The sequence below is a fragment of the Streptomyces sp. NPDC031426 genome (genome assembly GCF_055581585.1).
Genome location: NZ_JBVIJE010000010.1, coordinates 150,380 through 176,185 on the forward strand (window position 1 = coordinate 150,380; position 25,806 = coordinate 176,185).

The following is a 25,806-nucleotide window of genomic DNA, read 5'->3' on the forward strand; positions in this document are numbered from 1 at the left end:
CCACCTCCGGCGCCAACCGTCACGCATCCCGCCCCAAGATGTTGATCTTGGTGGAAAACTCAGCGGTTGTGGAAAACCCTGTCCCCCACAGGGAACCGGCAGCCGTCACCCGCCCGGCAGCTCCAGGTCGCTCTTGTTCAGCTCCTCGATGTTCACATCCTTGAACGTGAGGACCCGCACTTGCTTCACGAAGCGCGCCGGCCGGTACATGTCCCACACCCAGGCATCAGCCATCGACACCTCGAAAAACACCTCTCCCTGCACCGAGTGCACCTGCATCTCGTAGTCGTTGGTGAGGTAGAAACGACGCTCGGTCTCGATCACGTATTTGAACAGACCGACGACATCTCGGTACTCCCGGTAGAGCTTCAGCTCCATCTCGGTCTCGTACTTCTCGAGGTCCTCGGCGCTCATGGCATGTTCCCCTTCAGCCGTGCGATCCCCCCATTGTGCGCCAGTCCGACGGGCCCTCAGACGATTTCCGCATCGAGGGTCACAGGACTGGCCGGAGGACCTTCGTCGAGCAGCCTGCGCAGCAGCTCGGCGAGTCTGGTCGGATACACCGTCTCATGTGCCCGGGTCAGTTCCTGACACGTCCACCAACGCGCCCCGGCGACACTGCGCCGCTCCAGCTCCGTCAGCCCCTGCGCCGCGGTGGCCGTCTGCGTCGTACGGGCCAGGTAGTACCACTCGTCCTGGTCCCACCGGCGGCCCGCGAACGGGAAGGAGCACATGCGGCGCCACAGCACCGGGCCGAGTTGGACGTCGGTGATGCCGGTCTCCTCGGCGAGTTCCCTGAGCGCGGCCTCCTCGCGCGTCTCGGCGCCCTCCAGACCGCCGCCGGGGGTGAACCACCAGTCGTCGGCCGGATCGTCCGGCTCATGGCCGTGCAGGAGCAGGATGCGGTCCTCCGGGTCGAGGAGGACCACCCGGGCCACCTTGCGCAGCCCGCCCTCGTACGACTCCCCGTACGAGTCCTCGCCGGTCCGCGTGGTCTCAGCGGACACCGGCCGCCTCCGGGCGGGCGCTACGCGCGCGGGAGCGGCCCATGCGACTCGCGATCGGGCCGTAGGCGCCGCCGGCCAGCACCAGGACGGCGCCGGCGGCGATCAGCAGCTCGATCGTGGACAGAGGACCCGGCTGCGAGAGGGTACCGAGGGCCTCGAAGCCGGTGGGGCGCTTCAGCGAGCCCTTCCAGGGCCAGACGACCGCGTCCACGCGGGCGTTCACGGCGTCGCGGGAGACCGTGCCCTTGGCCGCGTCGGTGAGGTGGGCCGTGGAGTCCAGGGAGCCCTGGCGCTCGTCACCGAGGAGGAACAGCCGGCCCTCGGGGACCGTCACCGTCGGGAAGTTCTGGATCTCGGCCAGGCTGCCCTTGGGCAGATAGGGCTCGTCGATCTGCTTGCCGTTGACGGTCAGCTTGCCGTTCGTGCAGCAGGAGACGGTGTCGCCGCCGACCGCGACCACCCGCTTGACCACCTTGGCGCTTGTGACCCAGCTCTTGTCCGTGAAGACGACGACGTCACCGCGCTTCACCTGACCGCCGTCGACCTTCTGCGCCAGCACCCGGTCGCCGGCGTCGATCGTGGGCGTCATCGAGCTGGTCGGCACGGTGTACGGCCGGTACGTCACCGCCGCCCAGGCGAATCCACCGAGGAACAGCACCAGGCCCAGTGCCACGGCCACCGAAGACAGCCGCTGTCCGAGCCGGCTGCCGCCGGGCTGTGCCGTGCCTGTCCCGCCGCTGCGCGGGGCCGTACGCGTCGTGCTCTCGCCACCCATGGACCCGCACCCTACCCGGCAGTACCGGGCAGGGGCAGCCCCCGTTCCAGGACCGCCGCAGGACCGGCGGCAAGGGCCCGGCAGGCGCCGGACTCACAGGTTCCGGATGCCTGGGGCAGATCGGCCCGTACGAAGGGCTCAGCGGCTCGGGAACGCCGCCGCTGCCGTCCTCGGCGTACACGAGCCGACCGCCGGGACCTCTGCGGTCACCTGCTGCCCGCGGCCGTCTTCTGCTCGGCCTTGGACTCCAGCCGGTCCGCGCGCCGGCGCCGCCACACCGCCAGCGGCAGCACCGCGACGATGGCCACGCCCTGCGGGGCCACCGTCAGGGCCGCGGACGCCGAGGACTGGTCGCTGATGCCGGGCTGGTCGAAGGTGTCCGGGATCGGCAGGGTGCCCCAGTGGTTGATCGGCCAGGCCTTGACGATCGCGCGGCCCACGACGTCGCTGACCGGGACCATGCCGTGGTGCTTGTCGGACTGGTTGTAGCGAGAGTCGCGGGAGTTCTGGCGGTGGTCGCCCATCACCCAGATGTAGCCCTGAGGCACCGTCACCTTGAACTGGCCGCCCGTCTCGTCATCGGTGCACGGCGTGTTGCCGGGGTAGACGTACGGCTCGTTCAGCGCATGGCCGTTGACCAGCAGCGGGCCGGTGCCCTTGCACTGGATCGTGTCGCCGCCGACGCCGATCACCCGCTTGATGAGGTCCTTCTCGTTGGCGGACGGCATCAGGCCGATCCAGCTGAGGACCTGCTGCACGGCGTTCGGGCTCGCTGCCGGTTCGCCCGCCAGCCAGTCGTCCGGGTCGTGGAAGACCACGACCTCGCCGCGCTCGGGCTTGGAGCCGAACCACGGGGTGAGCTTGTCGACCAGGACGCGGTCGCCCACCTGGAGGGTGTCCTGCATCGAGGCTGACGGGATCGAGAAAGCCTGCACCAGGAACGTCTTGATCAACAGCGCCAGAACGAGCGCGATCACGACGAGGATCGGCAGCTCCTTCCAGAAGGAGCGGGGCTTCCTCGGCCGGTCCGCCGCCTCGCCCGCACCCGCGCCCTCGGCCCTCGGCCGCTGCTCGTCGTCCGGCGCGCTCTCGTCGCCCGCCGCGTCATTCTCGGAAGTCATGGCGCCGTTCGGCACGGGGGTGTTCGCTTCCACGGGGTGCCCGCGGTGCTCCTCGCCGTCGTGCCCCGACCGTGCGCCAACCGCCACATCCCCCACGCCAACTCCTTACTCTGTGCCGCCGCCTGCACCACATACGACGCAGGCCCACCACTCCCATAACGAGCGGGAGTTCCGCAGGGGTCGGGAGCTGGGTCGTTCCGTTCGGATTCTCGGAGGCAACCCTATGCGACAGCGGGGTACCGGCGGTCGCACCAGACGGGGAGTCGGCCACGCTTGCGAAGGTTTTAGGTTCCTGAAGGCGTGTCCAGTGGCCGATCGGCCAGCCGATGGCGACGGCCCGGCCGACGACGGATTTCTCGGACACCGTTCCGCCGTACGGGGTGTCCTGGTGGAAACGGGAGTCCGCGGAGTTGCCCCGGTGGTCGCCCATGACCCACAACCGGCCCTTGGGAACGGTGATGTCGAAGGGCTGGGCGGACGGAGCGTCACCCGGATAGATGTAGTCCCCCTCGGTGAGCGGCACCCCGTTGACGGTGACCCGGCCCTGCTTGTCACAGCACTTGACGTGGTCGCCACCGACCCCGATGACCCGCTTGATCAGGTCCTTCTCGTTGTCGGAGGGCAGCAGCCCGATGAAGGTGAGGCCCTCCTTGAGTTGCTTGACGACGACCGGGTCGTGCTTCTTGGCCGTCTGCTCGTCGGCCAGCCAGCCGCCCGGGTCGTGGAAGACGACGACGTCCCCGCGCTGCGGCTTGGAGCCGAACCACGGGGTGAGCTTGTCGACCAGGACGCGGTCGCCGATCCGGATCGTCTGCTCCATCGAGCCGGACGGGATCACGAACGCCTGGACGAGGAAGGTCTTCAGCACGAGGGCTATGAGGACGGCGACACCGGCCAGAAGAGGGATCTCCCGAACGGCTGAACGCCGGCGCTTGCGTTTGACCTTGCGCTGGAGTTTCCGCCGCTCCGCGCGCGTGCGGCCGCCGCCGGGCGCGGAGGTGCGGCGCGATCCGGTGGGCAGCAGATTGTCGGCGGGGCTGCCGGGCGCCCCGCGCGGTTTGCCGCGGTTACCCATGCGCGCCCTCCGGGCCGGGCACGCGCGCGTAGGCGGAGGGCCGCGTCAGGTGCTTCCAGTGGTCGTACGGCCACAGGATCCAGTCGGCGCGGCCGATGACGTCGCCGACCGGGATCATGCCGCCGCCGGGCGAGCCGAGATGGTCGCGGGAGTCGCTGGAGTCGCTGCGGTGGTCGCCGAGGACGAACAGACGGCCGACGGGAACGACGACGTCGAAGGGCACGCTGGAGGCGCTGTCCCCGGGATGGAGGAACGCCGACTCGTCGACGGCGCGGCCGTTCACCTCGATCCTCCCCTGCTTGTCACAGCAGACCACATGGTCTCCCCCCACACCGACCACGCGCTTGATGTAGTCGGCGTCCCCGAAATATCCCGTACCGTCGAACACGATCACGTCGCCGCGCTGCGGCTGGGCACCGAAACGGTACGCCAACTTATTTACGAGAACGCGGTCCCCGATCCTCAAGCCCTGTTCCATGGATCCGCTCGGAATCTGGAACGGTTGCACCACGAAAGTGTTGAGCACGAGCAAAAACGCCAGGCAGAGGAAGAGCGTGAGGGTGATCCGGCCGCCCGGCAGCCAGTCGGCGATCCGCGCCACCAACGCGAAACGCGACCGTCCCTCCGGGCCCGGGGAATCCGGGTGGGAGGAGCGGTCGCGTTCCGTCGGCTGTGCTTCGGTGTCCATCGGGGCGAGATGCTATCCCGCCCGGCCATGGGCTCCGGAGAGTGCTCAGCTCTCGCGCTTCTCCTTGATCTTCGCGGCCTTGCCGCGCAGGTCACGGAGGTAGTACAGCTTGGCGCGACGCACGTCACCGCGGGTGACGAGCTCGATCTTCTCGACGATCGGGGTGTGCACCGGGAAGGTGCGCTCGACGCCGACGGAGAACGAGACCTTGCGGACCGTGAAGGTCTCGCGGACACCGGAGCCCTGGCGACGGATCACAACGCCCTTGAACTGCTGCACACGGGAGCGGTTGCCCTCGATGACGCGGACGTGGACGTTGACGGTGTCACCCGGGCGGAAGGCGGGGATGTCGCTGCGCAGCGACGCGGCGTCGACGGAGTCGAGCAGGTGAGACATTTCGTCTGCTTTCTTCGCTGATGCCACAGGTCATCAACGGAAACTAGGAGTTTGCACGAAGCCGTGTGCGGGTCGGGGCGGGCGTCGTGTCCCCCTGTGGCAGGGGCGCACGCCGGACGGGCGCACAACAGCGGTCTATTCTTCCATGCCCTCGGCCCGCCGCCAAAATCGGCCGTACGGGTGGCCTTCCGGGTCCGGTTCCCAGCCCAGGATGGAGAGCATCTCGCGGTCCTTCTTGTCGAAGGCCTTGGGGTCACAGCGCTCGATCAGGTCGGGCCGGTTGGCGGTCGTACGCCTGAGGGCCTCGTCGCGGCGCCAGCGGGCGATCTTCCCGTGGTGGCCGCTGAGCAGCACGTCCGGGATGTCCCGGCCGCGCCAGACGGGCGGCTTGGTGTAGACGGGACCTTCCAGGAGGCTCGCCATCGCGCCCGGCGCGAAGGAGTCGTCGCGGTGCGACTCGGCGTTGCCGAGGACGCCGGGCAGCAGCCGGGCGACGGCCTCCGTGATGACCAGGACGGCCGCCTCGCCGCCGGCCAGCACATAGTCGCCGATGGAGACCTCGTAGACGGGCACGCGCGTGGCGTACTCGTCCATGACGCGCCGGTCGATGCCCTCGTAGCGGGCCGGTGTGAAGATCAGCCAGGGGCGCTCGGAGAGCTCCACGGCCAGCTCCTGGGTGAAGGGGCGGCCGCTGGGGGTGGGGACGATCAGCGCGGGGGCCTGGGCGCCGGTCTCGTAGCCGTCGGCGAGGATCGTGTCCAGGGCGTCTCCCCAGGGCTCGGTCTTCATGACCATGCCGGGGCCGCCGCCGTAGGGCGTGTCGTCGACGGTGTTGTGGCGGTCGTACGTCCAGGCGCGCAGATCGTGGACCTGGACATCGAGCTGCCCACGCGCGCGTGCCTTGCCGACGAGGGAGACGTTCAGCGGGTCCAGGTACTCGGGGAAGATCGTGACGACGTCGAGGCGCATTACGACTCTTCCCCGGTGTCGCGGGGGGACGCGATCTCCGCGCGGTCGTCGATCAGACCGGGCGGCGGGGCGATGACCGCCTTCTGCTCCTCCAGGTCGATCTCGGTGACGATCTCCTCCACGAAGGGGATCATGACCTCGGTCCCGTCGGGGCGCTCGACGATGAACAGGTCCTGGGAGGGCAGGTGCGAGATCTCGGTGATCCGGCCGACCTCCGTCCCGTCCTCGGTGACCACGTCCAGGTCGATGAGCTGGTGGTCGTAGTACTCGTCCTCGCCCTCGGGCAGCTCCTCCGGGTCGACCTCGGCGATCAGGAGGGTGTTGCGCAGGGCCTCGGCGGCGTTGCGGTCGGTGACGCCCTCGAAGCGCAGGAGGAGGCGGCCGCTGTGGACGCGCCCCGTCTCGATGGTCAGCGGTCCCGCGGAGGCGGGGTCCGTGGCGAGTACGGCGCCGGGCGCGAGCCTGAGTTCCGGCTCGTCGGTGCGTACCTCGACGGTGACCTCGCCCTTGATGCCATGGGCACGGCCGATCCGTGCGACTACCAGCTGCACGTGTCCAATTCTCCTGTCATCTCCTGCCGGCGTCCTGCTCATACGACTGCGGGCCGGGGACGGCCATTGGCCCTCCCCGGCCCGAGCCGGTTGCGATGAAGCGTCAGCGGACGTGGTCCACGTCGACGAGGTCGACGCGGACACCGCGACCGCCGATGGCGCCCACGACGGTGCGCAGGGCACGCGCGGTGCGGCCGTTGCGGCCGATCACCTTGCCGAGGTCGTCCGGGTGGACCCGGACCTCGAGCACGCGCCCGCGGCGCAGGTTGCGCGAGGCGACCTGCACATCGTCAGGGTTGTCGACGATGCCCTTCACGAGGTGCTCAAGCGCCTCTTCGAGCATGCTGCTCAGGCCTCGGTCGACTCGGACTCGGCGGCCGCCTCGTCCTTCTTCTCAGCCTTCTTCTTCTGGGTGATCGCCTCACCCTTGCCCTCGTCGTCACCGCCGAGAGCCTCGAACGACGGACGCGCGGCCTTCGGCTCGGCGACGAGCAGCGGCGCCGGGGCGGGCTCGCCCTTGAACTTCTGCCAGTCGCCGGTCTTCTTCAGGATGGCGAGCACGGGCTCGGTCGGCTGCGCGCCGACACCCAGCCAGTACGCCACGCGGTCGGCGTCCACCTCGATGACCGACGGGTTGTAGGTCGGGTGGTACTTGCCGATCTCCTCGATGGCCCGGCCGTCACGGCGGGTACGGGAGTCGGCGACGACGATGCGGTAGTGAGGCGAACGGATCTTGCCCAGACGCTTCAGCTTGATCTTGACTGCCACGGGAGTGGGTTCTCCTGGATTTGACGTGGTTGGGCACGGCGAGCTGCCGCGTGGGGTTGCGGTACCCGAGTGCCCGATGGACGCGTCAGCCGGAGGAGAGAGGGGTCCTGTGCGGCTGTCGAGTACAGCTAGCCATTGTGCCACACCCTGTGGGTCGCTCCCGGCCGAGGGTGGGTCGATGAGCTTCGGCTTCGGGCATGCCTGGCAGGCACCCGGCGTGGAGGTGAGGTCACGTCGGGTGCGCTGCCCGGTACCGCGCGGTCGCCGTCCGCAGCCCCGGCACCCACGAGATGCCGGTACTTCCGCGGCTCGCGATCATGCGGCTCCCGCGACCTCCGGGATTCTGAACGGCTTGCCGCAGCCGCCGCAGACGATGGGCGCCTGGGCCAGGACCGAGGGGACCACGCGGACGTTGCGACCGCAGTCGCAGACCGCCTTGACCCGGACACCGCCGCCGGAGGAGCCGTGCCGGGCGGCCGGGCCGCGGAAGCTGCGGGTGGTGTCCGAGGAGGTCGCCGCCGTGTGGGCCTTCAGGGCGCGCTGCAGCCGCTCCATGGTCGGGCGGTAGCGCCGCTTGGCCTCGGGGTTGAGCGTGACCAGCGAGAAACCGCTGCTCGGGTGCGGCTCCTCGGGGTGGTCGAGGCCCAGCTCCTCGGCGATCGCGAGGAAACGGCGGTTGTGGTAGCGGCCGGCGCGGGAGGTGTCGCGGATCCCACGGGCGGCGGCGATGCCGTGGACTGCCTCATGGAGCAGTCGCTCGAAGGAGAGCTCGTGTCCGCAGGCGGACGACGACTCTCCGATCAGGGATTCTGGCGCGGCAAGGTCCGGCAGCTCGGGGTGGTACCGCTGAATGTCGGCCCACGCCTGCGCCAGCTCTGCGGCGAGAACAGGGGGTGTCTGTGTCGTGCTCACGTAATGACAACGAGCGGGGGCTCGAATGTGTTCCTATTCCGGGGCATCCCAAATAATTTGCACGTACCAGTCAGTTGCCGCTGATGCGTCCGGACGAGGGCGGGTGCGCTGATCTGCGGAGAAGCCGCACAGCTCATACCAAGCTGGTGCGTAGTCCGCGCTACGCCCACCCGTCGCCCACCACCGCCCTCGAACGAGGCCCTGCGGGCCGCCCGCTGGCTTGGTGTCCAGACCCCGGCGCAGGGGTGGTCGGCTGTTGCGCAAGAGACGTTTCGGCCGCTCTCGTCGTGAAGTCTCACTCCGGTCAGCGTCAGCGACGCGCGTGGCGTTACCGTCCGCCGTCCGACCCCCGGCACCGGCTCGTTCCCCCGGAGCGGACACCGTACGGCCATCCAGATTGCCGGGACGTGAAATCTCGCCACACCCGCGCCCGGAGCCCAAGCAGGGCCCCACGACCCCTGGACGGGGCAGCTAGCCGGGAGTTACCTGGCATACGTGGGAAGTGCGCGCGCACGGCACGGGGGCCACGCAACCGGGCACAGCGGTGAACTCTCGGCGGATTGGGGCGCTTACCTATGACACCTACGCTCGTGCGGCAGCACATGCCTCACGCGGATTCCGCACCCCGCGTGGACCTGTGCGCACGCGCGCGTGACTGGTCCGAGATCCAGGAGCGGATGCTGGTGCCGCTCTACGAAGCCGTCTACGAACGGCTCGAAGTGGGCCCCGCCACCCGGCTGCTGGGCTTGCGCTGCGGCGCCGGGCTCGCGCTGCTGCTGGCGGCCGGCAGAGGTGCCGGCGTCACCGGTGTCGACGCCGCCTCGCCCGAGCGGCTCGCCCTCGCCCGCGAACGCCTGCTGCCGGGCGCCTCGCGCGGCACCGACGGGAACGCCTTCGGCCGGCCCGGGGAGCACGGCGGCAGTCGTGGCGGGCCGGGTTTCCCCGGCGGACCCGGTACGCCAGGGGGCAGCGGTGACGGCCCCGGTCGGGCCGGGACGCGGAACGGAGGCGGCGGTGAGCGCGGGGTCCCCGGTGCACACCGCGCCGGTGAGCCCGCCGAGTCCGGTGCACGCGGCGACGCCGGGCGCGCTCCGCACGGCGACGGCAGGGCGCGCGGCGCGAGCGGCGGGCCACGCGCGCGTGCCGTGCAGCTCGTCGCGGGTTCACCACGGGACGCGGCCGGGGTGGAGACCGCCGCCTACACCCTGGTGACCGTCTTCGAGCCGATCGGGTGTCTCGCGGGCGACTCCGAGGGGCTCGGTGAGCTGCTGGCGGAGGCGCTGCCGCTGGCGGCGCGCGGGGCCGCGGTGGTGCTGGCCGGCTGGGGTCCGCCGGAGCGCTGCGCCACCTCCTCGGTGCTGCGGGTGGCGACCAAACTGGCCGATCCGCTGCGCAGCGCGCGCAGCTGGCGGCCCGCCCTGCGCGACGACCTGGAGGAGGTCGCCCAGCGGGCGGGGCTGAAGCCGGACGGCTCGGGGCGGGTGGCCTGTCCGTTCGGGTACGCCGATGTCGACAGCGCCGTACGGGGGCTGCTGTCGACCGGTCTGTTCGACGCGGCGATCGCGGCGACGGACGCCAAGCAGGTCGACAAGGAGCTGACGGAGGCCCTGCACCCGTACCGGCGCCCGGACGGGACCGTGTGGATGCCGAACGTCTTCCGTTACCTCGTCGCGCGCGTGCCCTAGCGAGCCTTTCAGACCTCGCTGTCCTTGGTGAGGCGCGTGATCCCGGCGATCCGGTACGCGTCCGCCTCCTCCAGCGTCTCGTTCTCCAGCAGCGCCTGCGCGAGGGCGTCCAACTGGCCGCGGTGGTCGCGGAGTTTGCGGCACGCCTCCTCGTAGCACTCGTCCACGATCCGGCGCATCTCGGCGTCGATCACATCGAGGGTCTGCGGGGCGGCGGAGAGGCCGTAGGCCTGCTGGGCATCGCTCGGGAGGGCGGACAGGCGGCCCACCCGCTCACTCATGCCCCAGCGGGCCACCATCCCGCGCGCGATGTTGGTGACCTGTTCGAGGTCGTTCTCCGCACCCGTGGTGACCACTCCGTAGACGACCTCCTCGGCCGCCATCCCGCCCAGGGCGCCGATGATGCGACCGCGCAGGTACTCCTCCGAGTGGGCGTACCGCTCCACCTCGGGCGTGGACATGGTCACGCCGAGAGCCCGGCCGCGCGGCACGATGGTGATCTTGCGGACCGGGTCGGCGCCGGGCTGCAGCATGCCCAGGAGGGCGTGGCCGCTCTCGTGGTAGGCGGTGCGCCGGCGGTCCTCCTCGGGCATCACGAGGGTGCGCTCGGCCCCCAGCTGGACCTTCTCCAGCGCCTCGGACATGTCCGAGGCGGTCACCTGCTCCTGCTTGCGCTTCACCGCGAGCAGCGCGGCCTCGTTGGCGAGATTCGCCAGATCCGCGCCCGTCATGCCCGGGGTGACACGGGCCAGCTGGGTCAGGTCGACGTCGGGCGCGAGCGGGATGTCCCGGGTGTGGATGCGCAGGATCGACTCGCGCCCGGCCCGGTCCGGCGGGGCCACGTTGACCACCCGGTCGAAGCGGCCGGGACGGGTCAGGGCCGGGTCCAGGATGTCCGCGCGGTTGGTCGCGGCGACGACGATCACGCCCTCCGCGCCCGAGAAGCCGTCCATTTCCGTCAGGATCTGGTTCAGCGTCTGCTCGCGCTCGTCGTGCCCGCTCATGGAAGCGCCGCCGGCGCGCGCCCGGCCGATGGTGTCGATCTCGTCGATGAAGATGATCGACGGCGCCACCTTCCGGGCCTCGGCGAAGAGTTCGCGGACGCGGGACGCGCCGACGCCGACGATCATCTCGATGAACTCGGACGCCGAGGCGGAGAAGAAGGGCACGCCGGCCTCGCCCGCGACCGCGCGTGCGAGCAGGGTCTTGCCGGTGCCGGGCGGGCCTGCGAGCAGCACACCGCGGGGCAGCTTCGCGCCCATCCGGCGGTAGACGTCGGGGTGCTCCAGGAAGTCGACGACGTCGTCCAGTTCGCCCTTGACCTCGTCGATGCCGGCCACGTCCGCGAAGGTCGTGCGCTCGGTGCCCGGCCGCAGCCCGACCGGTTTGGGCGGCGCCCGGCGGCCGAAGAGGCCGCCCATGCCGGGCAGGGCCCCGCCGAGCCGCCGCGCGAAGAAGATCCACACCACGACCAGGACCGCGATCGGGATCAGGGACATCAGCACGTTGGCCAGGAGGCTGCGCTCCTGCACGACCGGCCGCGCGGTCACCGTCACCCCGTGGCTGGTCAGGTTCTGCCAGAGCCTGTCGTTCGCGAAGGCCGGGCGCTGCGTCTTGAACCTGGTGTACTTCCCGCCGCCCTCGGGGTTGGCCTGCGCGGTCCTGAGCTGGCCCTGGATCGCGTCGCCCTTGGAGTAGATCTTCGCGACGTTGCCGGCGCCGACCTGCCGGCTGAACTCGGTGTACGAGATGGTCGGCTGGTTGCCCTGGCCGAGATAGTTCAGTCCGACATAGGCCAGCAGGAAGACGATCACCGCGGTGACGAGCAGCCCCCACCACTTTCCGCCGCGGATCCGTCCGCCGCCGGGCCGCCGGGGCGATTCGTCGGGGGTGCCCTCGGTGCGCCACGGTTGATCAGGAGTCTTGCGTGGTGGCGCCGCATCGCTCATATCTGGACGTTAAGGCATACGGCGGACCTCGGCACGCGCTGAGGGCGCCCCCCTCGGCGGGGGGCGCCCTCAAGGACGTACGAACCGGCGCTCAGCCGATGAACGCGATGACCGTGTGGCTCGGGACTCAGCCCATGAACTTCTTGAACTCGTCCGGCAGCTCGAAGTCCTGACCGCCCTGCTGCGGCAGCCCGAAGGCGCCGCCCTGTGCGGCGGCCTCGCGGCGCTGGGCCTCCTCCAGCTCCTGCTGCTTGCGCTTCATCGGGTTGCCGGAGCGCTGCTTGCCCTTGGCCTTCTTCTGCTGCTTCTTCTGCCGGCCGGGACCGCCGCCCATGCCCGGGATCCCGGGCATGCCCGGCATGCCGCCGCCCTGGGCCATGCGGGACATCATCTTGCGGGCCTCGAAGAACCGCTCGACCAGGTTCTTCACCGCGCCGACCTCGACACCCGAACCCTTGGCGATACGGGCGCGGCGGGAGCCGTTGATGATCGTCGGGTCCTGGCGCTCGCCCGGGGTCATCGACTTGATGATCGCGGCGGTGCGGTCGACGTCCCGCTCGTCGATGTTCTGGATCTGGTCCTTGATCTGGCCCATGCCCGGGAGCATGCCGAGCAGCTTGGAGATGGAGCCCATCTTCCGGACCTGCTCCATCTGGGCCAGGAAGTCGTCCAGGGTGAAGTCCTGGCCCTTCTTGGACGCCAGCTTCGAGGCCATCTTGGCGGCCTCTTCCTGGCTGAAGGTCTTCTCCGCCTGCTCGATCAGGGTGAGCAGGTCACCCAGGTCGAGGATGCGGGAGGCCATCCGGTCCGGGTGGAAGGCGTCGAAGTCGTCGAGCTTCTCGCCGTTCGACGCGAACATGATCGGCTTGCCGGTGATCTGCCGGATCGACAGGGCGGCACCACCGCGGGCGTCACCGTCGAGCTTGGAGAGCACCACGCCGTCGAAGCCGACGCCGTCGCGGAAGGCCTCGGCGGTGTTGACGGCGTCCTGACCGATCATCGCGTCGACGACGAACAGGATCTCGTCCGGGGAGACGGCGTCGCGGATGTCCGCGGCCTGCTGCATCATCTCGGCGTCGATGCCGAGGCGGCCGGCGGTGTCCACGATCACGATGTCGTGGACCTTGGACTTCGCGAAGTCGATGGAGTCCTTGGCGACCTTGACCGGGTCACCGATGCCGTTGCCCGGCTCCGGCGCGTAGACGGCGACGCCGGCGCGCTCGGCGACGACGCTCAGCTGGTTGACGGCGTTCGGGCGCTGGAGGTCGGCGGCGACCAGCAGCGGCGAGTGGCCCTGCTCCTTGAGCCACTTGGCGAGCTTGCCCGCCAGGGTGGTCTTACCGGCACCCTGCAGACCCGCCAGCATGATCACGGTGGGCGGCTGCTTGGCGAAGCGCAGCCGCCGGGTCTCGCCGCCGAGGATGGTGACGAGTTCGTCGTTGACGATCTTCAGAACCTGCTGGGCCGGGTTCAGCGCCCTGGAGACCTCGGCGCCGAGCGCCCGCTCCTTGACGTTCTTGATGAAGGTCCGGACGACTGGGAGGGCGACGTCCGCTTCGAGGAGCGCGATACGGATCTCGCGCGCCGTGGCGTCGATGTCCGCCTCGCTGAGGCGCCCCTTGCCGCGGAGATTCTTGAAAGTCGCGCTGAGGCGGTCGGAGAGGGTATCGAACACGGTGGCGTCGGTCCTCGAGGTCGGAGTCAGTTCGGGCTGCCCTCCAGGGTATCCGGCCCCGCAAGCAAATCGTCCCCGCCTGCTCTGTTCGCGACCAGGGACACACGGTCACGCCCGCAGCGTCTCCTCCAGGACCCGTGCCAGCGACCCGGCGTCCGCTCCCGGCAGCGGCTCGCCCGCGCCGGTCGTGACGTAGAAGGCGTCCACCGCGTTGGAACCCAGCGTCGACACATGCATGCTCCGCACCCGCACCCCCGCCTTCTCCAGGGCCATCCCGATCCGGTACAGCAGGCCCGGGGCGTCCTGGGCACGGACCTCGATCACCGTGGCGTGGTGGGAGGCCGCCGGAGCGACGGTCACCCTCGGCGGCGGGGCCACCCAGCCGCGGCGCCTCGGATAGGCCGCGTCCCGTTCGGCGAGCCGGCCGGCGATGTCCAGGGTGGCATCCAGGGCGCGGACGAGGTCGGCGCGCAGCCGGGTGGCCTGCGGCAGGGAGCCGTACTCGGCGGCGACCCGCCAGTTGAGCAGCAGCACCGAGCCGTCGTCGACGTCGTCGGGCAGGCGCAGGGCGCGCAGCTCGGCCGTGCGGACGGTGAGCCGGTGCACGGCGAGGACACCGGCGACGGCGGGCAGGACGGCGGGCTGGTCGGGTACGGCGATGACCAGCTCGACGCCGAGGGGTTCCTGGGCGGACTCCTCCTCGGTGACCGGTTCCCGCTGGGCGCGCAGTGCGAGCACCGGACCGCCCGTACGGTACGCCTCGATCGCCAGCCGTTCGTGCTCGGCCGTGGGCGCGGCGGGCTCCGGCTCGTCGGGGGCGTCGCCGGCGAGCACCGCGGAGACCCGCCGGACCAGGTCGGCGACGAGCGAGCCGCGCCAGGAGGACCAGGCCGCGGGGCCGGTGGCGAGGGCGTCGGCCTCGGTCAGGGCGTGCAGCAGCTCCAGGGTGCTCTGGGTGCCGACCGCCTCGGCGACCGAGCGGACGGTGGCCGGGTCGTCCAGGTCGCGGCGGGTGGCCGTCTCGATCAGCAGCAGGTGATGGCGGACCAGGGCGGACAGCACGCCCACGTCCGCGCGGTCGAAGCCGATCCGGGCCGCCACGTCCTTGGCGATGATCTCGCCGGCCACCGAGTGGTCGCCGGGCCAGCCCTTGCCGATGTCGTGCAGCAGGGCGGCGACCAGGAGGAGGTCCGGGCGGCTGACCCGACGGGTCAGTTCGGAGGCGCGCACGGCCGTCTCGATCAGGTGCCGATCGACCGTCCACATATGGACGGCGTTGCGCTGCGGGCGGCAGCGGACCCGTTCCCAGTCCGGCAGCAGGCGGCTGATCAGGCCCTCCGCCTCCAGTGCCTCCCAGACGTCGACCGTCGGCCGGCCGGAGCCGAGCAGCGTCACCAGCTGCTCACGGGCCTCGGCGGGCCAGGGCGTGGGCAGAGGGCGCGCGGTGGCGGCCATGCGCCGTACGGCGTGCAGGGAGAGCGGGAGGCCGGCCTGCGCGGCGGCGGCCGCGGCGCGCAGGGGGAGCACGGGGTCGCGTTCGGGGCGTGCGGCGCGGGCGAGCACCACCTCGCCGTCCTGCTCCACCACGCCCTCGGCGAGTGGGGAGCGCTCGGCGACGGGCTTTCCCCCGCCCAGCATGGCGCGCAGGCGGGGACGGACGGCGCGCGAGCGCAGCACGCGCCCCACCTCGCGCCAGGTGACGTCGCTGGCGTACGAGATGACCCGCGCCGCCTCGTAGACCTGCCGTAGCAGGGTGTCCGCGTCCAGCAGGCCCAGCTCGGCCGCGACCTGGTCCTGCTCCTGGAGCGCGAGCCGGTCGGTGGCCCGGCCGGTGGCCAGGTGCAGCGCGTCCCGTACGTCGAGCAGCCGGCGGCGGGCGTCCGCGAGGCCCTCGCGGGGGGCGTCGGCGAGCCAGGAGGCGGCTACGGCGCGCAGGGCGGTGGCGTCCCGCAGGCCGCCGCGGGCCTCCTTGAGGTCGGGTTCCAGCAGGTACTGCAGCTCGCCCTGGCGCTCGGCGCGCTCGGCGCAGAGTTCCTGGAGTTCGGGGAGGCGTTTGGGGGCCTGGTTGCGCCAGTCGGCGAGGACGGCCGTACGCAGGCCGGCGGTGAGGCCCAGGTCGCCGGCCAGGTGGCGGGCGTCCAGGAGGCCGAGTTGGACTTTCAAATCCTCCCCGGCGGTCCTGCGGGCCTCCGCCGGGGTGCGCACGGAGTGGTCGAGGGCGAGGCCCAGGTCCCAGATCGGATACCACAGGCGGTCGGCCAGCGCGGCGACCGCCTTGGGGTCACTGCCGTCGTGCAGCAGGAGCAGGTCGAGGTCGCTGCGCGGGGAGAGCTCGCCGCGGCCGTAGCCGCCGACGGCGACCAGACAGGCGCCCGGGAATCCCTCGGCGGCCGCCTTGAACAGCCCGGCGAGCCAGTCGTCGGTCAGTTCCGCGAGGGCGGCACGGCGCGGCGGCCCGGACCGCGCCCCCTCGGTGAGGAGGCGCAGCCGGGCCGCCGCGTAGCCGCTGGGTCCCGAGTCCTCTGCCATCCGCTCGTCCGTTCCCGTCACCCAGCGACTCCCGTTCTCGAAAGTTGAGGTCAGAGCGCGTCCGGACCGCGCTCGCCGGTGCGGACCCGTACGGCCGTCTCGACCGGCAGGGACCAGACCTTGCCGTCACCGATCTTGCCGGTGCGGGCCGCCTTGACGATGACCTCGATCAGCTGCTCGGCGTCGTCGTCCTCGGCCAGGACCTCTATGCGGATCTTCGGGACCAGGTCGACGGTGTACTCGGCACCGCGGTAGACCTCGGTGTGGCCCCGCTGACGACCGTAACCGCTGGCCTCGGTGACCGTCAGGCCGTGCACGCCGAAGGCCTGCAGGGCCTCCTTGATCTCATCCAGCCGGTGGGGCTTGACGACGGCGGTGATGAGCTTCATGCGTCCACCTTCTTGGTCTGCGTGGCGGCCAGGGCCGGGGCGTGGGCGACGGAGCCGATGACACCGCCGCCGGTGCCGCTGAAGTCGTAGGCGGTCTCGGCGTGCTCGGCCTGGTCGATGCCCGAGATCTCCTCGTCCTCGGTGACCCGCATGCCGATCGTCTTGTCGAGCAGGAAGGCGAGGACCGCGGAGACGATCAGCGAGTACGCGAGGACCGCGCCGACACCGGCGCACTGCTTCCACAGCTGGGTGAAGGAGTGGTCGCCGTAGAAGACACCGGTCGCGGTGGACTGGCCCTTGCCGGTGGCGAAGAAGCCGATCAGCAGGGAGCCGATGATGCCGCCGACCATGTGGACGCCGACGACGTCGAGGGAGTCGTCGTAGCCGAACCTGAACTTCAGGCCCACGGCCGCGGCGCAGGCGACACCGGCGATGGCGCCGACGGCGATCGCGCCGAGCGGGGAGACCGCGCCGCCGGACGGGGTGATCGCGACCAGGCCGGCGACCGCGCCGGAGGCGGCGCCCAGCGTGGTGAACGCGCCGTGCCGGATCTTCTCGTAGGCGAGCCAGGCCAGCATGGCGGCGGCGGTGGCGACCTGCGTGTTGACGAACATCAGCGCGCCGACGCCGTCGTCGTTGCCGAGCCAGGAGCCCGCGTTGAAGCCGAACCAGCCGAACCACAGGAGCCCGGCACCGAGCATGACCAGCGGGAGGCTGTGCGGGCGCATCGGGTCCTTCTTGAAGCCGACGCGCTTGCCGATGACGAGGATGACACCGAGCGCCGCCGCACCCGCGTTGATGTGGACCGCCGTACCACCCGCGAAGTCGATCACGCCGAGCTTGTAGGCCCAGCCGTCGGCGCCCCAGACCCAGTGGGCGACCGGAACGTAGACGAGCGTGAGCCACAGGGCGATGAAGAGCGACCAGGCCGAGAACTTGACGCGGTCCGCGAGGGCGCCGCTTATCAGGGCCGGGGTGATGATCGCGAACATCATCTGGAAGACCATGAACACGAAGATCGGGATGGTGTAGCCGGGCCAGAGTTCCGTCAGACCGATCTTGCGCAGGCCGAACCAGTCGGAGTCCCAGCCGATGAGGCCGTTGTTCGTGCCGAAGGCGAGGGAGAAGCCGTAGAGCACCCACAGAATGGTGACGATGCCCATGCTGATGAAGCTCATCATCAGCATGTTCAGGGTGCTCTTGACGCGGACCATGCCCCCGTAGAAGAAGGCAAGACCCGGCGTCATGATCAGCACCAGGGCGGAAGCGATCAGCATGAAGCCTGTGTTGGCGGACGACAGCTTGGGTGCGTCCGCCGCAAGCATGATGGCTGGAGCCATCGGCGTCTCCTCGTCGGTTGGTACGGCCCCGTGCGGGCGGTGCCTGAGCGGTCCGGCGGGTCGTGGGGTGTGGGCCGGTTATGCGCCATGAGATTGGCGCAGCGCGGTTTCGGTGGAAGCCCCTCGTTGTTTCGCCGGGGTGACGAAGGCGCCCTGCTTGTTACGCCTGGATGAACCGCCGGATTCGCGGCTTGCCGATCGTTATCGTGACGCAACCAACGCCGGCGGGCCTGCCGTGACACAGGCCGGCCGCGGCGGGGCCTCTCCGATGACCTGGCGTGGGGGAGCCGAGTCGGGCAGTTCGGGAGGACCGGCCGCGGCCGGGGCGGGGGAGCCGGGTGTGTCAGACCGCTTCGGCGGTTTCCGGCAGGTCGGCGGCGAGCTGATCGGTGAGGTCGACGACGACGGCGAGATCGCCGTAGTCCCGTACGGCCGTGTCGACCGTCTTTCGAATACGAGTGTTCACACGCTCAGAGCGGACCTTCTTGGCGATCTCCATGGCCTGGGCGGCATAGTCAGTGCTCCGCTCGGGCTCACGCTGGAGCAGGTGCACGGTGGCCATGCCGATCAGGTTCAGCGCGTACGACCGCTGGTGCTCGCCGTCCTCCGCGAACTTCTCCACCGCCTTCCGCATCAGCGGCTCGGCGAGGGAGGCGTAGGTGGGGCTGCGTCCGGCGACGTAGGCGAGGTCGCGGAAGGAGTGGGAGTTCTCGCCGTACAGCTCGGCCTCGGAGAAGAAGCGGATCCAGTCGGGGTCCGGCTCGTCCCACTCGTCGGCCTCGGCGAAGGTGTCCTCGGCCATGCGGACCGCGCGCTTGGTCTTGCCGGGCTGGCCCATGTTGGCGTACGCGCGGGCCTCCATCGCATACAGCATGGACTGGGTGCGCGGGCTCGCGCAGTCCCGGCTGCCGTACTGGGCGAGGTGGATCAGCTCCAGGGCGTCGTCGGGCCGGCCGAGATGGATCATCTGGCGGCTCATGCTGGAGAGGATGTACGAGCCGAGGGGCTTGTCGCCGGCCTCCTTGGCCGCGTGCAGGGCGAGGACGAAGTACTTCTGCGCGGTCGGCTGGAGTCCCACGTCGTACGACATCCAGCCGGCCAGTTCGGCGAGCTCGGCGGCGACCTTGAAGAGCTTGCGGGTGGTGGCCTCGGGCTGGGGTTCCTGGAGCAGGTCGGTGACCTCGTGCAACTGGCCGACGACCGCCTTGCGGCGCAGGCCGCCGCCGCACTGGGCGTCCCACTGCCGGAACATGCGCGTGGTGGACTCCAGCAGATCCAGTTCGGGCTCGGACAGCCGGCCGGGCCTGCGGGTGTCGAGGACGGGCTCCGGCTCGACGGCGACCGGGGACCCGGGGCTCGGGACGAGCCAGCGCTGCATGGGCTCGATGAGGGAGGGGCCGGCGGACAGCGCCAGCGAGGTGCCGAGGAAGCCGCGCCGGGCCAGCATCAGGTCGCTGCGCGAGAACTCGCTGAGCAGGGCGACCGTCTGCGGGGCCGTCCAGGGCAGGTCGACTCCCGACGCGGAGGGCGACTGGCGGGCGGCGCGCAGGCCGAGGTCCTCGACGGAGACCACACAGCCGAAGCGTTCGGAGAACAGCTCCGAGAGGATGCGCGGGATCGGCTCGCGCGGGTTCTCCCCGTCCAGCCAGCGGCGCACGCGCGAGGTGTCGGTGGAGATGTGGTTGGCGCCCAGCTGGCGCGCCCGGCGGTTCACCTGGCGGGCCAACTCGCCCTTGGACCAGCCGCTGCGCACGAACCACGAGCCGAGCAGCTCATTGGGGCGCCTGTCAGCGTTCGCTCCACTACCGCCGTTGCCGCTCACTGGAACGCCCCCATCCCTGAGACCACTTGTCGTCGAGTGGGCCAAGCCTTATCAGAATGCCGGTAAATACGGCCTCTTGTCCGCCGGTTCTCACCCTTCGAACGAGCTGGCGACTCGCCTCCGGCATACCCATCCATGCATATGCCGACCGGACTCGCGCACTCACAGTAATCCTACGATCACCCGCCCAACCACCGGGATCCCGGAAACGCCACCATTCGCCACCCCTTCGAATGAACTCACGGTCGGCCGTACGCGATTCACTTGACATAGGACGGCCGGAAGTGGGCGGAGTGAAGCACGCGGGGGCGCGAATACCCCGATGCGCCACCCGTTGCACCTCAAGGCGCCGCCTTGTCCGCGCGTCGACCGGGGAAGGCGGAGCCGTAGCGTTACGTTCCGCTTCCGTCTCGTTCCGTGTCGTAACCACCGGCGCGCTGGACCCGTTGGAGGGGGCATGGGCTTCACGATCGGCGGCATTCGCGAGATCCGCTCCGGCACGCGCCGGCGCGGCCGTGCGTCGGAGTGCACCGCTGTCGCCGAGTTCACCGGGTTGTGGGGCTGGGACGTGGTGCCGGGAGCGCGGGCCGCGGCGGGCGTCTGCTCGTGCGGACACGCCGACTGCCCGGCGCCGGGGGCGCATCCGCTGGACTTCGCGCCCCAGGTGCCGGCCGGGGCCACGCTGGACGAGGTGAGCAAGGCGTGGTCGGAGTTCCCGGGTGCCGCGGCGATGCTTCCGGTGGGCCGGGCGTTCGACGTCGTCGAGGTCTCCGAGGCCGCCGGGCGCCGCGCCCTGGCCCGCCTGGAGCGGATGGGACTCCCCCTCGGTCCGGTGACCGCGACCCCGGACGGCCGCGCCCACTTCTTCGTCGCGCCCGGCGCCGCCGCGGAGCTCCCCCGGCTGCTGTACCGCATGGGCTGGGACGACCCCTCGGCCCTGGACCTGCGCGGCCTCGGCCCCGGCACGCACATCACCGCGCCGCCCTCCGACCGGGGCGGCCTGGGCCCGGTCCGCTGGCTGCGCCCACCCGCACTGGACTCGGCGACCCGCCCTCCGGCGGCCCGCCTGCTGCTGGGCACGCTGGCGTACGTGGCACACCGGTCGCGGGCGTAGACCAGTCGCATCGTCCACGAACGCCTCCAGCTCGGCCTCGGCCCGGTGCGGTCCTAGTTCTCCCCTGCCCCCGATCACAGCAACCATCAATTGAGACACCACGACGGCGAGCAACCACGTCCGCGAAAGCGGCGCCGGCTTAGGCGCAAAAGCAGCAGCGCCCGACCCAACTGCACCTTGGGGCGGGCGCTTCCTGTCAGCTACCGGGTTCGGTGACCAGTCAGTCCCCGATCAGCGCGTCCACGAACGCCTCCGGCTCGAACGGCGCGAGATCGTCCGCGCCCTCGCCGAGGCCGACCAGCTTGACCGGCACGCCCAGCTCGCGCTGGACCGCGACGACGATGCCGCCCTTGGCCGTGCCGTCCAGCTTGGTCAGCACGATGCCGGTGATGTCCACGACCTCCGCGAAGACGCGGGCCTGCACCAGGCCGTTCTGGCCGGTGGTGGCGTCCAGGACGAGCAGCACCTCGTCCAGCGGCGCGTGCTTCTCCACGACCCGCTTGACCTTCCCGAGCTCGTCCATGAGGCCGGTCTTGGTGTGCAGGCGGCCGGCGGTGTCGATGAGGACGACGTCGACCCCCATCTCCTTGCCTTCCTTGACCGCGTCGAAGGCGACGGAGGCGGGGTCGCCGGCCTCCGGGCCGCGCACGGTGTAGGCCCCGACGCGCTCGCCCCAGGTCTGGAGCTGGTCGGCGGCGGCGGCACGGAAGGTGTCGGCGGCGCCGAGCACGACCGTACGGCCGTCCGCGACGAGCACGCGCGCGAGCTTGCCGGTGGTGGTGGTCTTGCCGGTGCCGTTGACGCCGACGACCATCACGATGCCGGGCTTGCGGTCCGCGGGCTCGGTCTTGACCGTGCGGTCGAACTCCGTGCCGACGACCTTGAGCAGCTCCTCGCGCAGCAGGCTGCGCAGCTCCTCGGGGGTGCGGGTGCCGAGGACCTTCACGCGCTCGCGCAGGCTCTCGACCAGCTCCTGGGTGGGCTGCACGCCGACGTCGGCGGTGAGCAGCGTGTCCTCGATCTCCTCCCAGGTCTCGTCGTCCAGGTGCTCGCGCGAGAGCAGCGTGAGCAGGCCCTTGCCGAGGGCGGTCTGGGAACGGGACAGGCGGGCGCGCAGCCGTACCAGCCGGCCCGCGGTGGGCTCCGGGATCTCGATCTCGGGAGCCGCGACAGCGGGAGGCTCCTCCACGACGACCGGTGCGGGGCCGCCGGGGAGATCCACCTCCTCGATGGTCCGGCGCGGTTCTTCGCGCGGCGTCTCGGCCTCTTCGCCGATGTGCGGCTCGGCCGGGGGCGCGGTGATGTCGGGCGTCTTCGGAGGCGGCGGCGGCAGCGGCTTCTTGCGCCGGGTGCCCACCACCAGCCCGCCGAGTGCCGCGAGCACGACCACGGCGATGACTACAGCAAGGATGACGGTTTCCATAACAAGGCCAGTATGCGTGACCCCCGATCGGCCTGTTCGTTGTACGCGCAGGGGCCACTGGCCCGCCGGGCCGGGCTGGCCCGCGGTCCGACCTCGCGTCGGCCGGAAGCCCACATGGGCGGAGTCACAACGGGTCCAGTATCAGGACCGTCGGGTACGCGAAGCAGCGTCACCCAGTGCGTGTCACGGTTCATACGGTGGGCCGTGACACGCCCTCGCCGCAGGAGCCGGTTGTGGCTTCCTCCGAGAGACAAACGCCACTTATTACCAGAACTCGGAGAAAAGTACGATGGTGGCGACTCTGTCGACGCGCGTAGAGTCCCGACCGTCCCTGTCCCCCCACGTCTGGTGCCCCTTTTTCATGAGCAAAACCGTCGAGACCGAAGGCGCTCTCGAGACCCGAGGTATCGAGCAGGTCCCCGATCACGAGCGCACCGCGAAGACCCGTGAACTGTTCCCCACCTGGGTCGGCGCCAACATCAGCGTGCTCCTGCTGACGATGGGCGCGAGCCTGGTCGTGGCGTACCACCTGAACATCTGGCAGGCGCTCGTCGTCGCCGTGGCGGCGCCGGTCGTGTCGTACGGCCTGGTCGGTCTGATCGGTATCGCCGGCAAGCGCGGCGGCGCGCCCGGCATGGCGCTCTCGCGCGCGGTCTTCGGCCAGCGCGGCAATCTGCTGCCCGGTTCGCTGATCTGGGTCGCGCGCTGGGGCTGGGAGACGATCAACGCGGTCACCGGCGCCTACGCGATGCTCACCATCCTGGACATCCTGTTCGGCATCAAGGCGAACAGCGTGCTGGACATGGTGATGCTGCTGGTGTTCGTCGTGGCGACCTTCGCGATCTCGGGCCTCGGCATCAACGCCGTGCAGAAGTGCAACAAGTACGCCACCTATCTCTTCGGCGTCTTCTCGGTGCTGGTCCTGGTCTATCTCGTGGCGAACACCGACTGGTCGAAGGTGCTGCACCACGGCGGCGGCTCCACGGCCGCGGTGATCACCGGTGTCGGCATGATCGCGGCGGGCGGTGTCAGCTGGATCCCGACGGCTCCGGACTTCACCCGCTACCTGCCGCGTACGGCGTCGTCGAAGGCGATCGTCGGTACGGCGGTCGGCGGTGCCGGCATCGTCGTGCTGCCCATGGTCCTGATGGGCGCGGTGATGGCGGTGTCCACGCCGGACCTGGCCTCGGCCACCGACCCGGTTTCCTTCCTCGGTGAGATCCTGCCGACGTGGATCGCGGTGCCGTACCTGTTCATCGCGCTGATCGGCATGCTGCTGATCAACTCGATGTCGATGTACTCGGCGGGCTTCACCGCGCAGACCCTCGGCATCAAGGTGCCGCGGCACTGGGCGGTCTCGGTGAACGCCGTGATCTCGCTGGTCTTCGGTGGTGTGCTGATGCTGGTGGCGACGAGCTTCATGGGCTCGTTCATCGCCTTCCTGTCGCTGCTGGCGGTCGCCTTCTCCGCCTGGGTCGGTGTCTTCGGCGCGGACATGCTGCGCCGTACCGAGTACGACGGCCGCGCCATGACGGACACCACCCGCACCAGCGCCTACTGGTACAAGGGCGGCTTCTCCCCCGCGGCGGTGGCCGCCTGGGCGATCGGCCTGGTGTCGGGACTGATGTTCACGACCTCGGACTGGTTCACCGGCCCGCTCGCGAAGAACAACGTCATCGGCGAGTACGGCCTCGGCTGGGTCGCCACGATCGTGATCTCGGGCCTGCTGTACCTGGCGCTGCCGAAGCCGGCGGTGACGAAGCCGGCGGGGGCCGCCGAGCCGGCCGAGCTCGCCGAACCGGCCGAGGAGCGCGCGACCGCCTCCGTGTGACGGGCCTCAGCCGGGCAGGCCGCTCTTGTCCAGGGCGGCACTCGCCCGGAAGCGGAGCCGGGAGCAGCGATCCCGGGTCTCCTGGTCGGCGTCGGCGGGGCAGCAGCGGTGGCCGGCCGACCACCGCAGGTCGTCCGGGTCCAGCCACAGCGCGACCCGGCCACGCCCCGCCTCGGCCCGCGGATCCGCGGGTACGGCTTCGCTCATCCCGCGACCCTAACTCCTCTCCCCCATGGCGATCTGACGCACCGTCAGCTAACGTCCCCCTCCACCGCATCGCACCGGAGGGGGACTTCCCATGCCCGTCACGGTCGTCCGTTTCAACCTCGTCGCTCCCGGCGCCGGCCCCGCCGCCCTCTCCGCCCGCTACCGGGCCGCCCTGGAGATGGCCGCGTACGCGGACGAGCGCGGGATCAGTACCGTGCAGACCGAGGAGCACCACGGTGCCGACAACAACTGGCTGCCGTCGCCGTTCGCCTTCGCGGGCGCGGTGTTCGGGGCGACCCGCCGGATCGCGGTGACCGTGTCGGCGGTGATCGGCCCGCTGCACGACCCGCTGCGGCTCGCCGAGGAGATCGCCGTGCTGGACCTGCTGAGCGGCGGACGGCTGGTGACGGTGGCCGGGATCGGCTACCGGCCCGAGGAGTACGCCCTGTTCGACGTCGACTGGAAACTCCGGGGGCGGCTCCAGGACGAGTTGCTGCAGACCCTGCTGAGGGCGTGGTCCGGCGAGGAGTTCGCGTACCGGGGCCGTACGGTACGGCTCACCCCGCGCCCGTACACCGACCCGCACCCGCTCCTGCTGGTCGGCGGCTCCTCCAAGGCCGCCGCCCGCCGGGCCGCCCGGCTCGGCCTGCCGTTCTTCCCGAGCGCACACCTGCCGGAGCTGGAGTCCTACTACAAGGAGAGGCTCACCGAGTACGGCACCGAGGGCTGGGTCATGATGCCCGCGGCCGAGACTCCCCTGCTGCACATCGCCGAGGACCCGGACCGGGCGTGGGCGGAGTACGGCGAGCACTTCCTGCACGAGGCGCGGACCTACGCCTCCTGGCAGTCGGGCGGGATCCGCTCGGCGGTGCGATCGGCGGCCACGACGGTGGAGGAACTGCGCGCGGAGGGCGTGTACCGGATCCTCAAGCCGGAGGAGTGCGTGGCACTGGGCGCCGACAGCCTCGTACTGCATCCCCTGGTGGGCGGGATGCCGCTGGAGGAGGGGTGGCGGAGCCTGCGGCTGTTCGCGGAGCGGGTGATTCCGGCACTGGGCAACTGACCTGCGGCGATATCCGGTGGTCCGGGTGGGTCCGGCGGTGCTCCACTGGGACCGTGAGTCTGAGTGTGGATGTGGTCGTCCGCGGGCCGAACGGCGAGTTCGACGTGCTCGACGTGCCCGAGGGGTGCAATGACTCGGCCGGGTTCGAGTCCTGGCGGTGGAAGGTGTGGGGCTCGGAGGTGGTGCGCTCGCTGGGCGCCCGTTACCTTCCCCGGCTCGACGGCGACTGGATGGAGGTCCCGACCGAGGAGCTTCCCCGGTTCCTGGAGGAGATCGCCCTGTTGCGCACCCACCTGGACATGATCTGCGCGGCGCTCGGGGAGCATCCGTACGGCATCGAGAGCCGCCTGGACAACATCGAGGCGGCGACGCTACGGGCCCGGCGACTGGGCGCCCGCGTTCTCATCTGGTGACCGGCGCGTACGACACCGCCGCCCCCGGACCGGGCAGTGGCCGGGCCGGGGGCGGCGGAAGGTACGAGGAGAGGGGCAGCGGGGACTTGGCCCTTCTCCCCGAG

At 70.7% G+C, this 25,806-nt stretch carries 25 protein-coding genes; 5 read left to right on the top strand and 20 right to left on the bottom strand.

What is annotated here, in order from left to right:
* Positions 1–105: 105 nt before the first annotated feature.
* The 12 genes from ACZ5NH_RS22340 to ACZ5NH_RS22395 form a co-directional block, all read right to left on the bottom strand.
* Positions 106–414, bottom strand: coding sequence for a DUF2469 domain-containing protein (locus ACZ5NH_RS22340; protein WP_003965949.1), 309 nt, complete (start codon positions 412–414; stop codon positions 106–108).
* 56 nt (positions 415–470) lie between these two features.
* Entirely contained in the window at positions 471–1,007 is a 537-nt protein-coding gene (locus tag ACZ5NH_RS22345; protein ID WP_451553030.1) for an NUDIX hydrolase, read from the bottom strand.
* A complete protein-coding gene (gene lepB, locus ACZ5NH_RS22350; protein WP_468777549.1) occupies positions 997–1,782 on the bottom strand; it encodes a signal peptidase I in 786 nt (261 codons plus the stop codon). Before lepB (ACZ5NH_RS22350) ends, ACZ5NH_RS22345 begins: the two co-directional genes overlap by 11 nt.
* 206 nt (positions 1,783–1,988) lie before the next feature.
* Positions 1,989–2,999, bottom strand: coding sequence for a signal peptidase I (lepB, locus tag ACZ5NH_RS22355; RefSeq protein WP_468777551.1), 1,011 nt, complete (start codon positions 2,997–2,999; stop codon positions 1,989–1,991).
* Positions 2,887–3,978 (bottom strand): signal peptidase I, encoded by a 1,092-nt coding sequence (lepB, locus tag ACZ5NH_RS22360; protein ID WP_451553027.1) that lies wholly within the window; start codon positions 3,976–3,978, stop codon positions 2,887–2,889. The genes lepB (ACZ5NH_RS22355) and lepB (ACZ5NH_RS22360) overlap by 113 nt, the downstream gene beginning before the upstream one ends.
* The gene (gene lepB / locus ACZ5NH_RS22365) at positions 3,971–4,666 is read right to left on the bottom strand and encodes a signal peptidase I (RefSeq protein WP_468777553.1); all 696 of its coding nucleotides are present in this window, start codon (positions 4,664–4,666) and stop codon (positions 3,971–3,973) included. The genes lepB (ACZ5NH_RS22360) and lepB (ACZ5NH_RS22365) overlap by 8 nt, the downstream gene beginning before the upstream one ends.
* A gap of 45 nt (positions 4,667–4,711) precedes the next feature.
* On the bottom strand, positions 4,712–5,062 hold the full coding sequence (rplS, locus tag ACZ5NH_RS22370) for a 50S ribosomal protein L19 (protein ID WP_055704359.1): 351 nt from the start codon (positions 5,060–5,062) through the stop codon (positions 4,712–4,714).
* 135 nt (positions 5,063–5,197) lie between these two features.
* Entirely contained in the window at positions 5,198–6,031 is an 834-nt protein-coding gene (gene trmD / locus ACZ5NH_RS22375) for a tRNA (guanosine(37)-N1)-methyltransferase TrmD (protein ID WP_388628038.1), read from the bottom strand.
* Positions 6,031–6,582: a ribosome maturation factor RimM gene (gene rimM / locus ACZ5NH_RS22380; RefSeq protein WP_451553024.1), complete on the bottom strand. Its 552-nt coding sequence runs from the start codon at positions 6,580–6,582 to the stop codon at positions 6,031–6,033. The genes trmD and rimM overlap by 1 nt, the downstream gene beginning before the upstream one ends.
* Positions 6,583–6,685: 103 nt before the next feature.
* The gene (locus tag ACZ5NH_RS22385; protein WP_003973401.1) at positions 6,686–6,925 is read right to left on the bottom strand and encodes an RNA-binding protein; all 240 of its coding nucleotides are present in this window, start codon (positions 6,923–6,925) and stop codon (positions 6,686–6,688) included.
* A gap of 5 nt (positions 6,926–6,930) precedes the next feature.
* Positions 6,931–7,350: a 30S ribosomal protein S16 gene (rpsP, locus tag ACZ5NH_RS22390; protein WP_184970374.1), complete on the bottom strand. Its 420-nt coding sequence runs from the start codon at positions 7,348–7,350 to the stop codon at positions 6,931–6,933.
* A 315-nt stretch (positions 7,351–7,665) separates the two neighbouring features.
* Entirely contained in the window at positions 7,666–8,262 is a 597-nt protein-coding gene (locus tag ACZ5NH_RS22395; protein ID WP_388628043.1) for a hypothetical protein, read from the bottom strand.
* 677 nt (positions 8,263–8,939) lie between these two features.
* On the opposite strand from ACZ5NH_RS22395, the gene ACZ5NH_RS22400 reads away from it, so the two are divergent.
* Positions 8,940–9,947 carry an SAM-dependent methyltransferase gene (locus ACZ5NH_RS22400; protein ID WP_468777761.1) on the top strand — a complete coding sequence of 336 codons (1,008 nt, stop codon included), beginning with the start codon at positions 8,940–8,942 and terminating at the stop codon, positions 9,945–9,947.
* Between the two features lie 8 nt (positions 9,948–9,955).
* On the opposite strand, the gene ftsH is transcribed toward ACZ5NH_RS22400, so the two are convergent.
* From ftsH to nsdA, 6 genes are all read right to left on the bottom strand, one after another.
* Positions 9,956–11,896, bottom strand: a complete 1,941-nt coding sequence (gene ftsH / locus ACZ5NH_RS22405) for an ATP-dependent zinc metalloprotease FtsH (RefSeq protein WP_468777556.1) — start codon at positions 11,894–11,896, stop codon at positions 9,956–9,958.
* Between the two features lie 127 nt (positions 11,897–12,023).
* Entirely contained in the window at positions 12,024–13,571 is a 1,548-nt protein-coding gene (gene ffh / locus ACZ5NH_RS22410; RefSeq protein WP_388628047.1) for a signal recognition particle protein, read from the bottom strand.
* A gap of 108 nt (positions 13,572–13,679) precedes the next feature.
* Positions 13,680–16,121: a [protein-PII] uridylyltransferase gene (locus tag ACZ5NH_RS22415; protein WP_388628049.1), complete on the bottom strand. Its 2,442-nt coding sequence runs from the start codon at positions 16,119–16,121 to the stop codon at positions 13,680–13,682.
* A 29-nt stretch (positions 16,122–16,150) separates the two neighbouring features.
* The gene (locus ACZ5NH_RS22420; RefSeq protein ID WP_030990174.1) at positions 16,151–16,489 is read right to left on the bottom strand and encodes a P-II family nitrogen regulator; all 339 of its coding nucleotides are present in this window, start codon (positions 16,487–16,489) and stop codon (positions 16,151–16,153) included.
* Positions 16,486–17,829: an ammonium transporter gene (locus tag ACZ5NH_RS22425; RefSeq protein ID WP_468777559.1), complete on the bottom strand. Its 1,344-nt coding sequence runs from the start codon at positions 17,827–17,829 to the stop codon at positions 16,486–16,488. The genes ACZ5NH_RS22420 and ACZ5NH_RS22425 overlap by 4 nt, the downstream gene beginning before the upstream one ends.
* A gap of 343 nt (positions 17,830–18,172) precedes the next feature.
* Positions 18,173–19,651, bottom strand: a complete 1,479-nt coding sequence (gene nsdA, locus ACZ5NH_RS22430) for a transcriptional repressor NsdA (protein WP_468777561.1) — start codon at positions 19,649–19,651, stop codon at positions 18,173–18,175.
* 457 nt (positions 19,652–20,108) lie between these two features.
* Here nsdA and ACZ5NH_RS22435 point away from each other — a divergent pair, with 457 nt between their 5' ends.
* The gene (locus tag ACZ5NH_RS22435; protein ID WP_388628057.1) at positions 20,109–20,765 is read left to right on the top strand and encodes a bifunctional DNA primase/polymerase; all 657 of its coding nucleotides are present in this window, start codon (positions 20,109–20,111) and stop codon (positions 20,763–20,765) included.
* A gap of 220 nt (positions 20,766–20,985) precedes the next feature.
* Here ACZ5NH_RS22435 and ftsY read toward each other — a convergent pair whose 3' ends face one another.
* Positions 20,986–22,188, bottom strand: coding sequence for a signal recognition particle-docking protein FtsY (gene ftsY, locus ACZ5NH_RS22440; protein ID WP_468777564.1), 1,203 nt, complete (start codon positions 22,186–22,188; stop codon positions 20,986–20,988).
* Positions 22,189–22,549: 361 nt separating this feature from the next.
* Here ftsY and ACZ5NH_RS22445 point away from each other — a divergent pair, with 361 nt between their 5' ends.
* Positions 22,550–24,019 carry a cytosine permease gene (locus ACZ5NH_RS22445; protein ID WP_468777565.1) on the top strand — a complete coding sequence of 490 codons (1,470 nt, stop codon included), beginning with the start codon at positions 22,550–22,552 and terminating at the stop codon, positions 24,017–24,019.
* Positions 24,020–24,025: 6 nt separating this feature from the next.
* Here the strand turns inward: ACZ5NH_RS22445 and ACZ5NH_RS22450 are convergent, their stop codons facing one another.
* Positions 24,026–24,226 carry a hypothetical protein gene (locus ACZ5NH_RS22450; RefSeq protein ID WP_468777567.1) on the bottom strand — a complete coding sequence of 67 codons (201 nt, stop codon included), beginning with the start codon at positions 24,224–24,226 and terminating at the stop codon, positions 24,026–24,028.
* Between the two features lie 91 nt (positions 24,227–24,317).
* Between ACZ5NH_RS22450 and ACZ5NH_RS22455 the strand changes: the two genes are divergently transcribed.
* Both ACZ5NH_RS22455 and ACZ5NH_RS22460 read left to right on the top strand, forming a co-directional pair.
* Positions 24,318–25,289, top strand: a complete 972-nt coding sequence (locus tag ACZ5NH_RS22455) for an LLM class flavin-dependent oxidoreductase (RefSeq protein ID WP_468777569.1) — start codon at positions 24,318–24,320, stop codon at positions 25,287–25,289.
* Positions 25,290–25,342: 53 nt separating this feature from the next.
* On the top strand, positions 25,343–25,702 hold the full coding sequence (locus ACZ5NH_RS22460; protein WP_468777570.1) for a hypothetical protein: 360 nt from the start codon (positions 25,343–25,345) through the stop codon (positions 25,700–25,702).
* Positions 25,703–25,806: the final 104 nt, after the last annotated feature.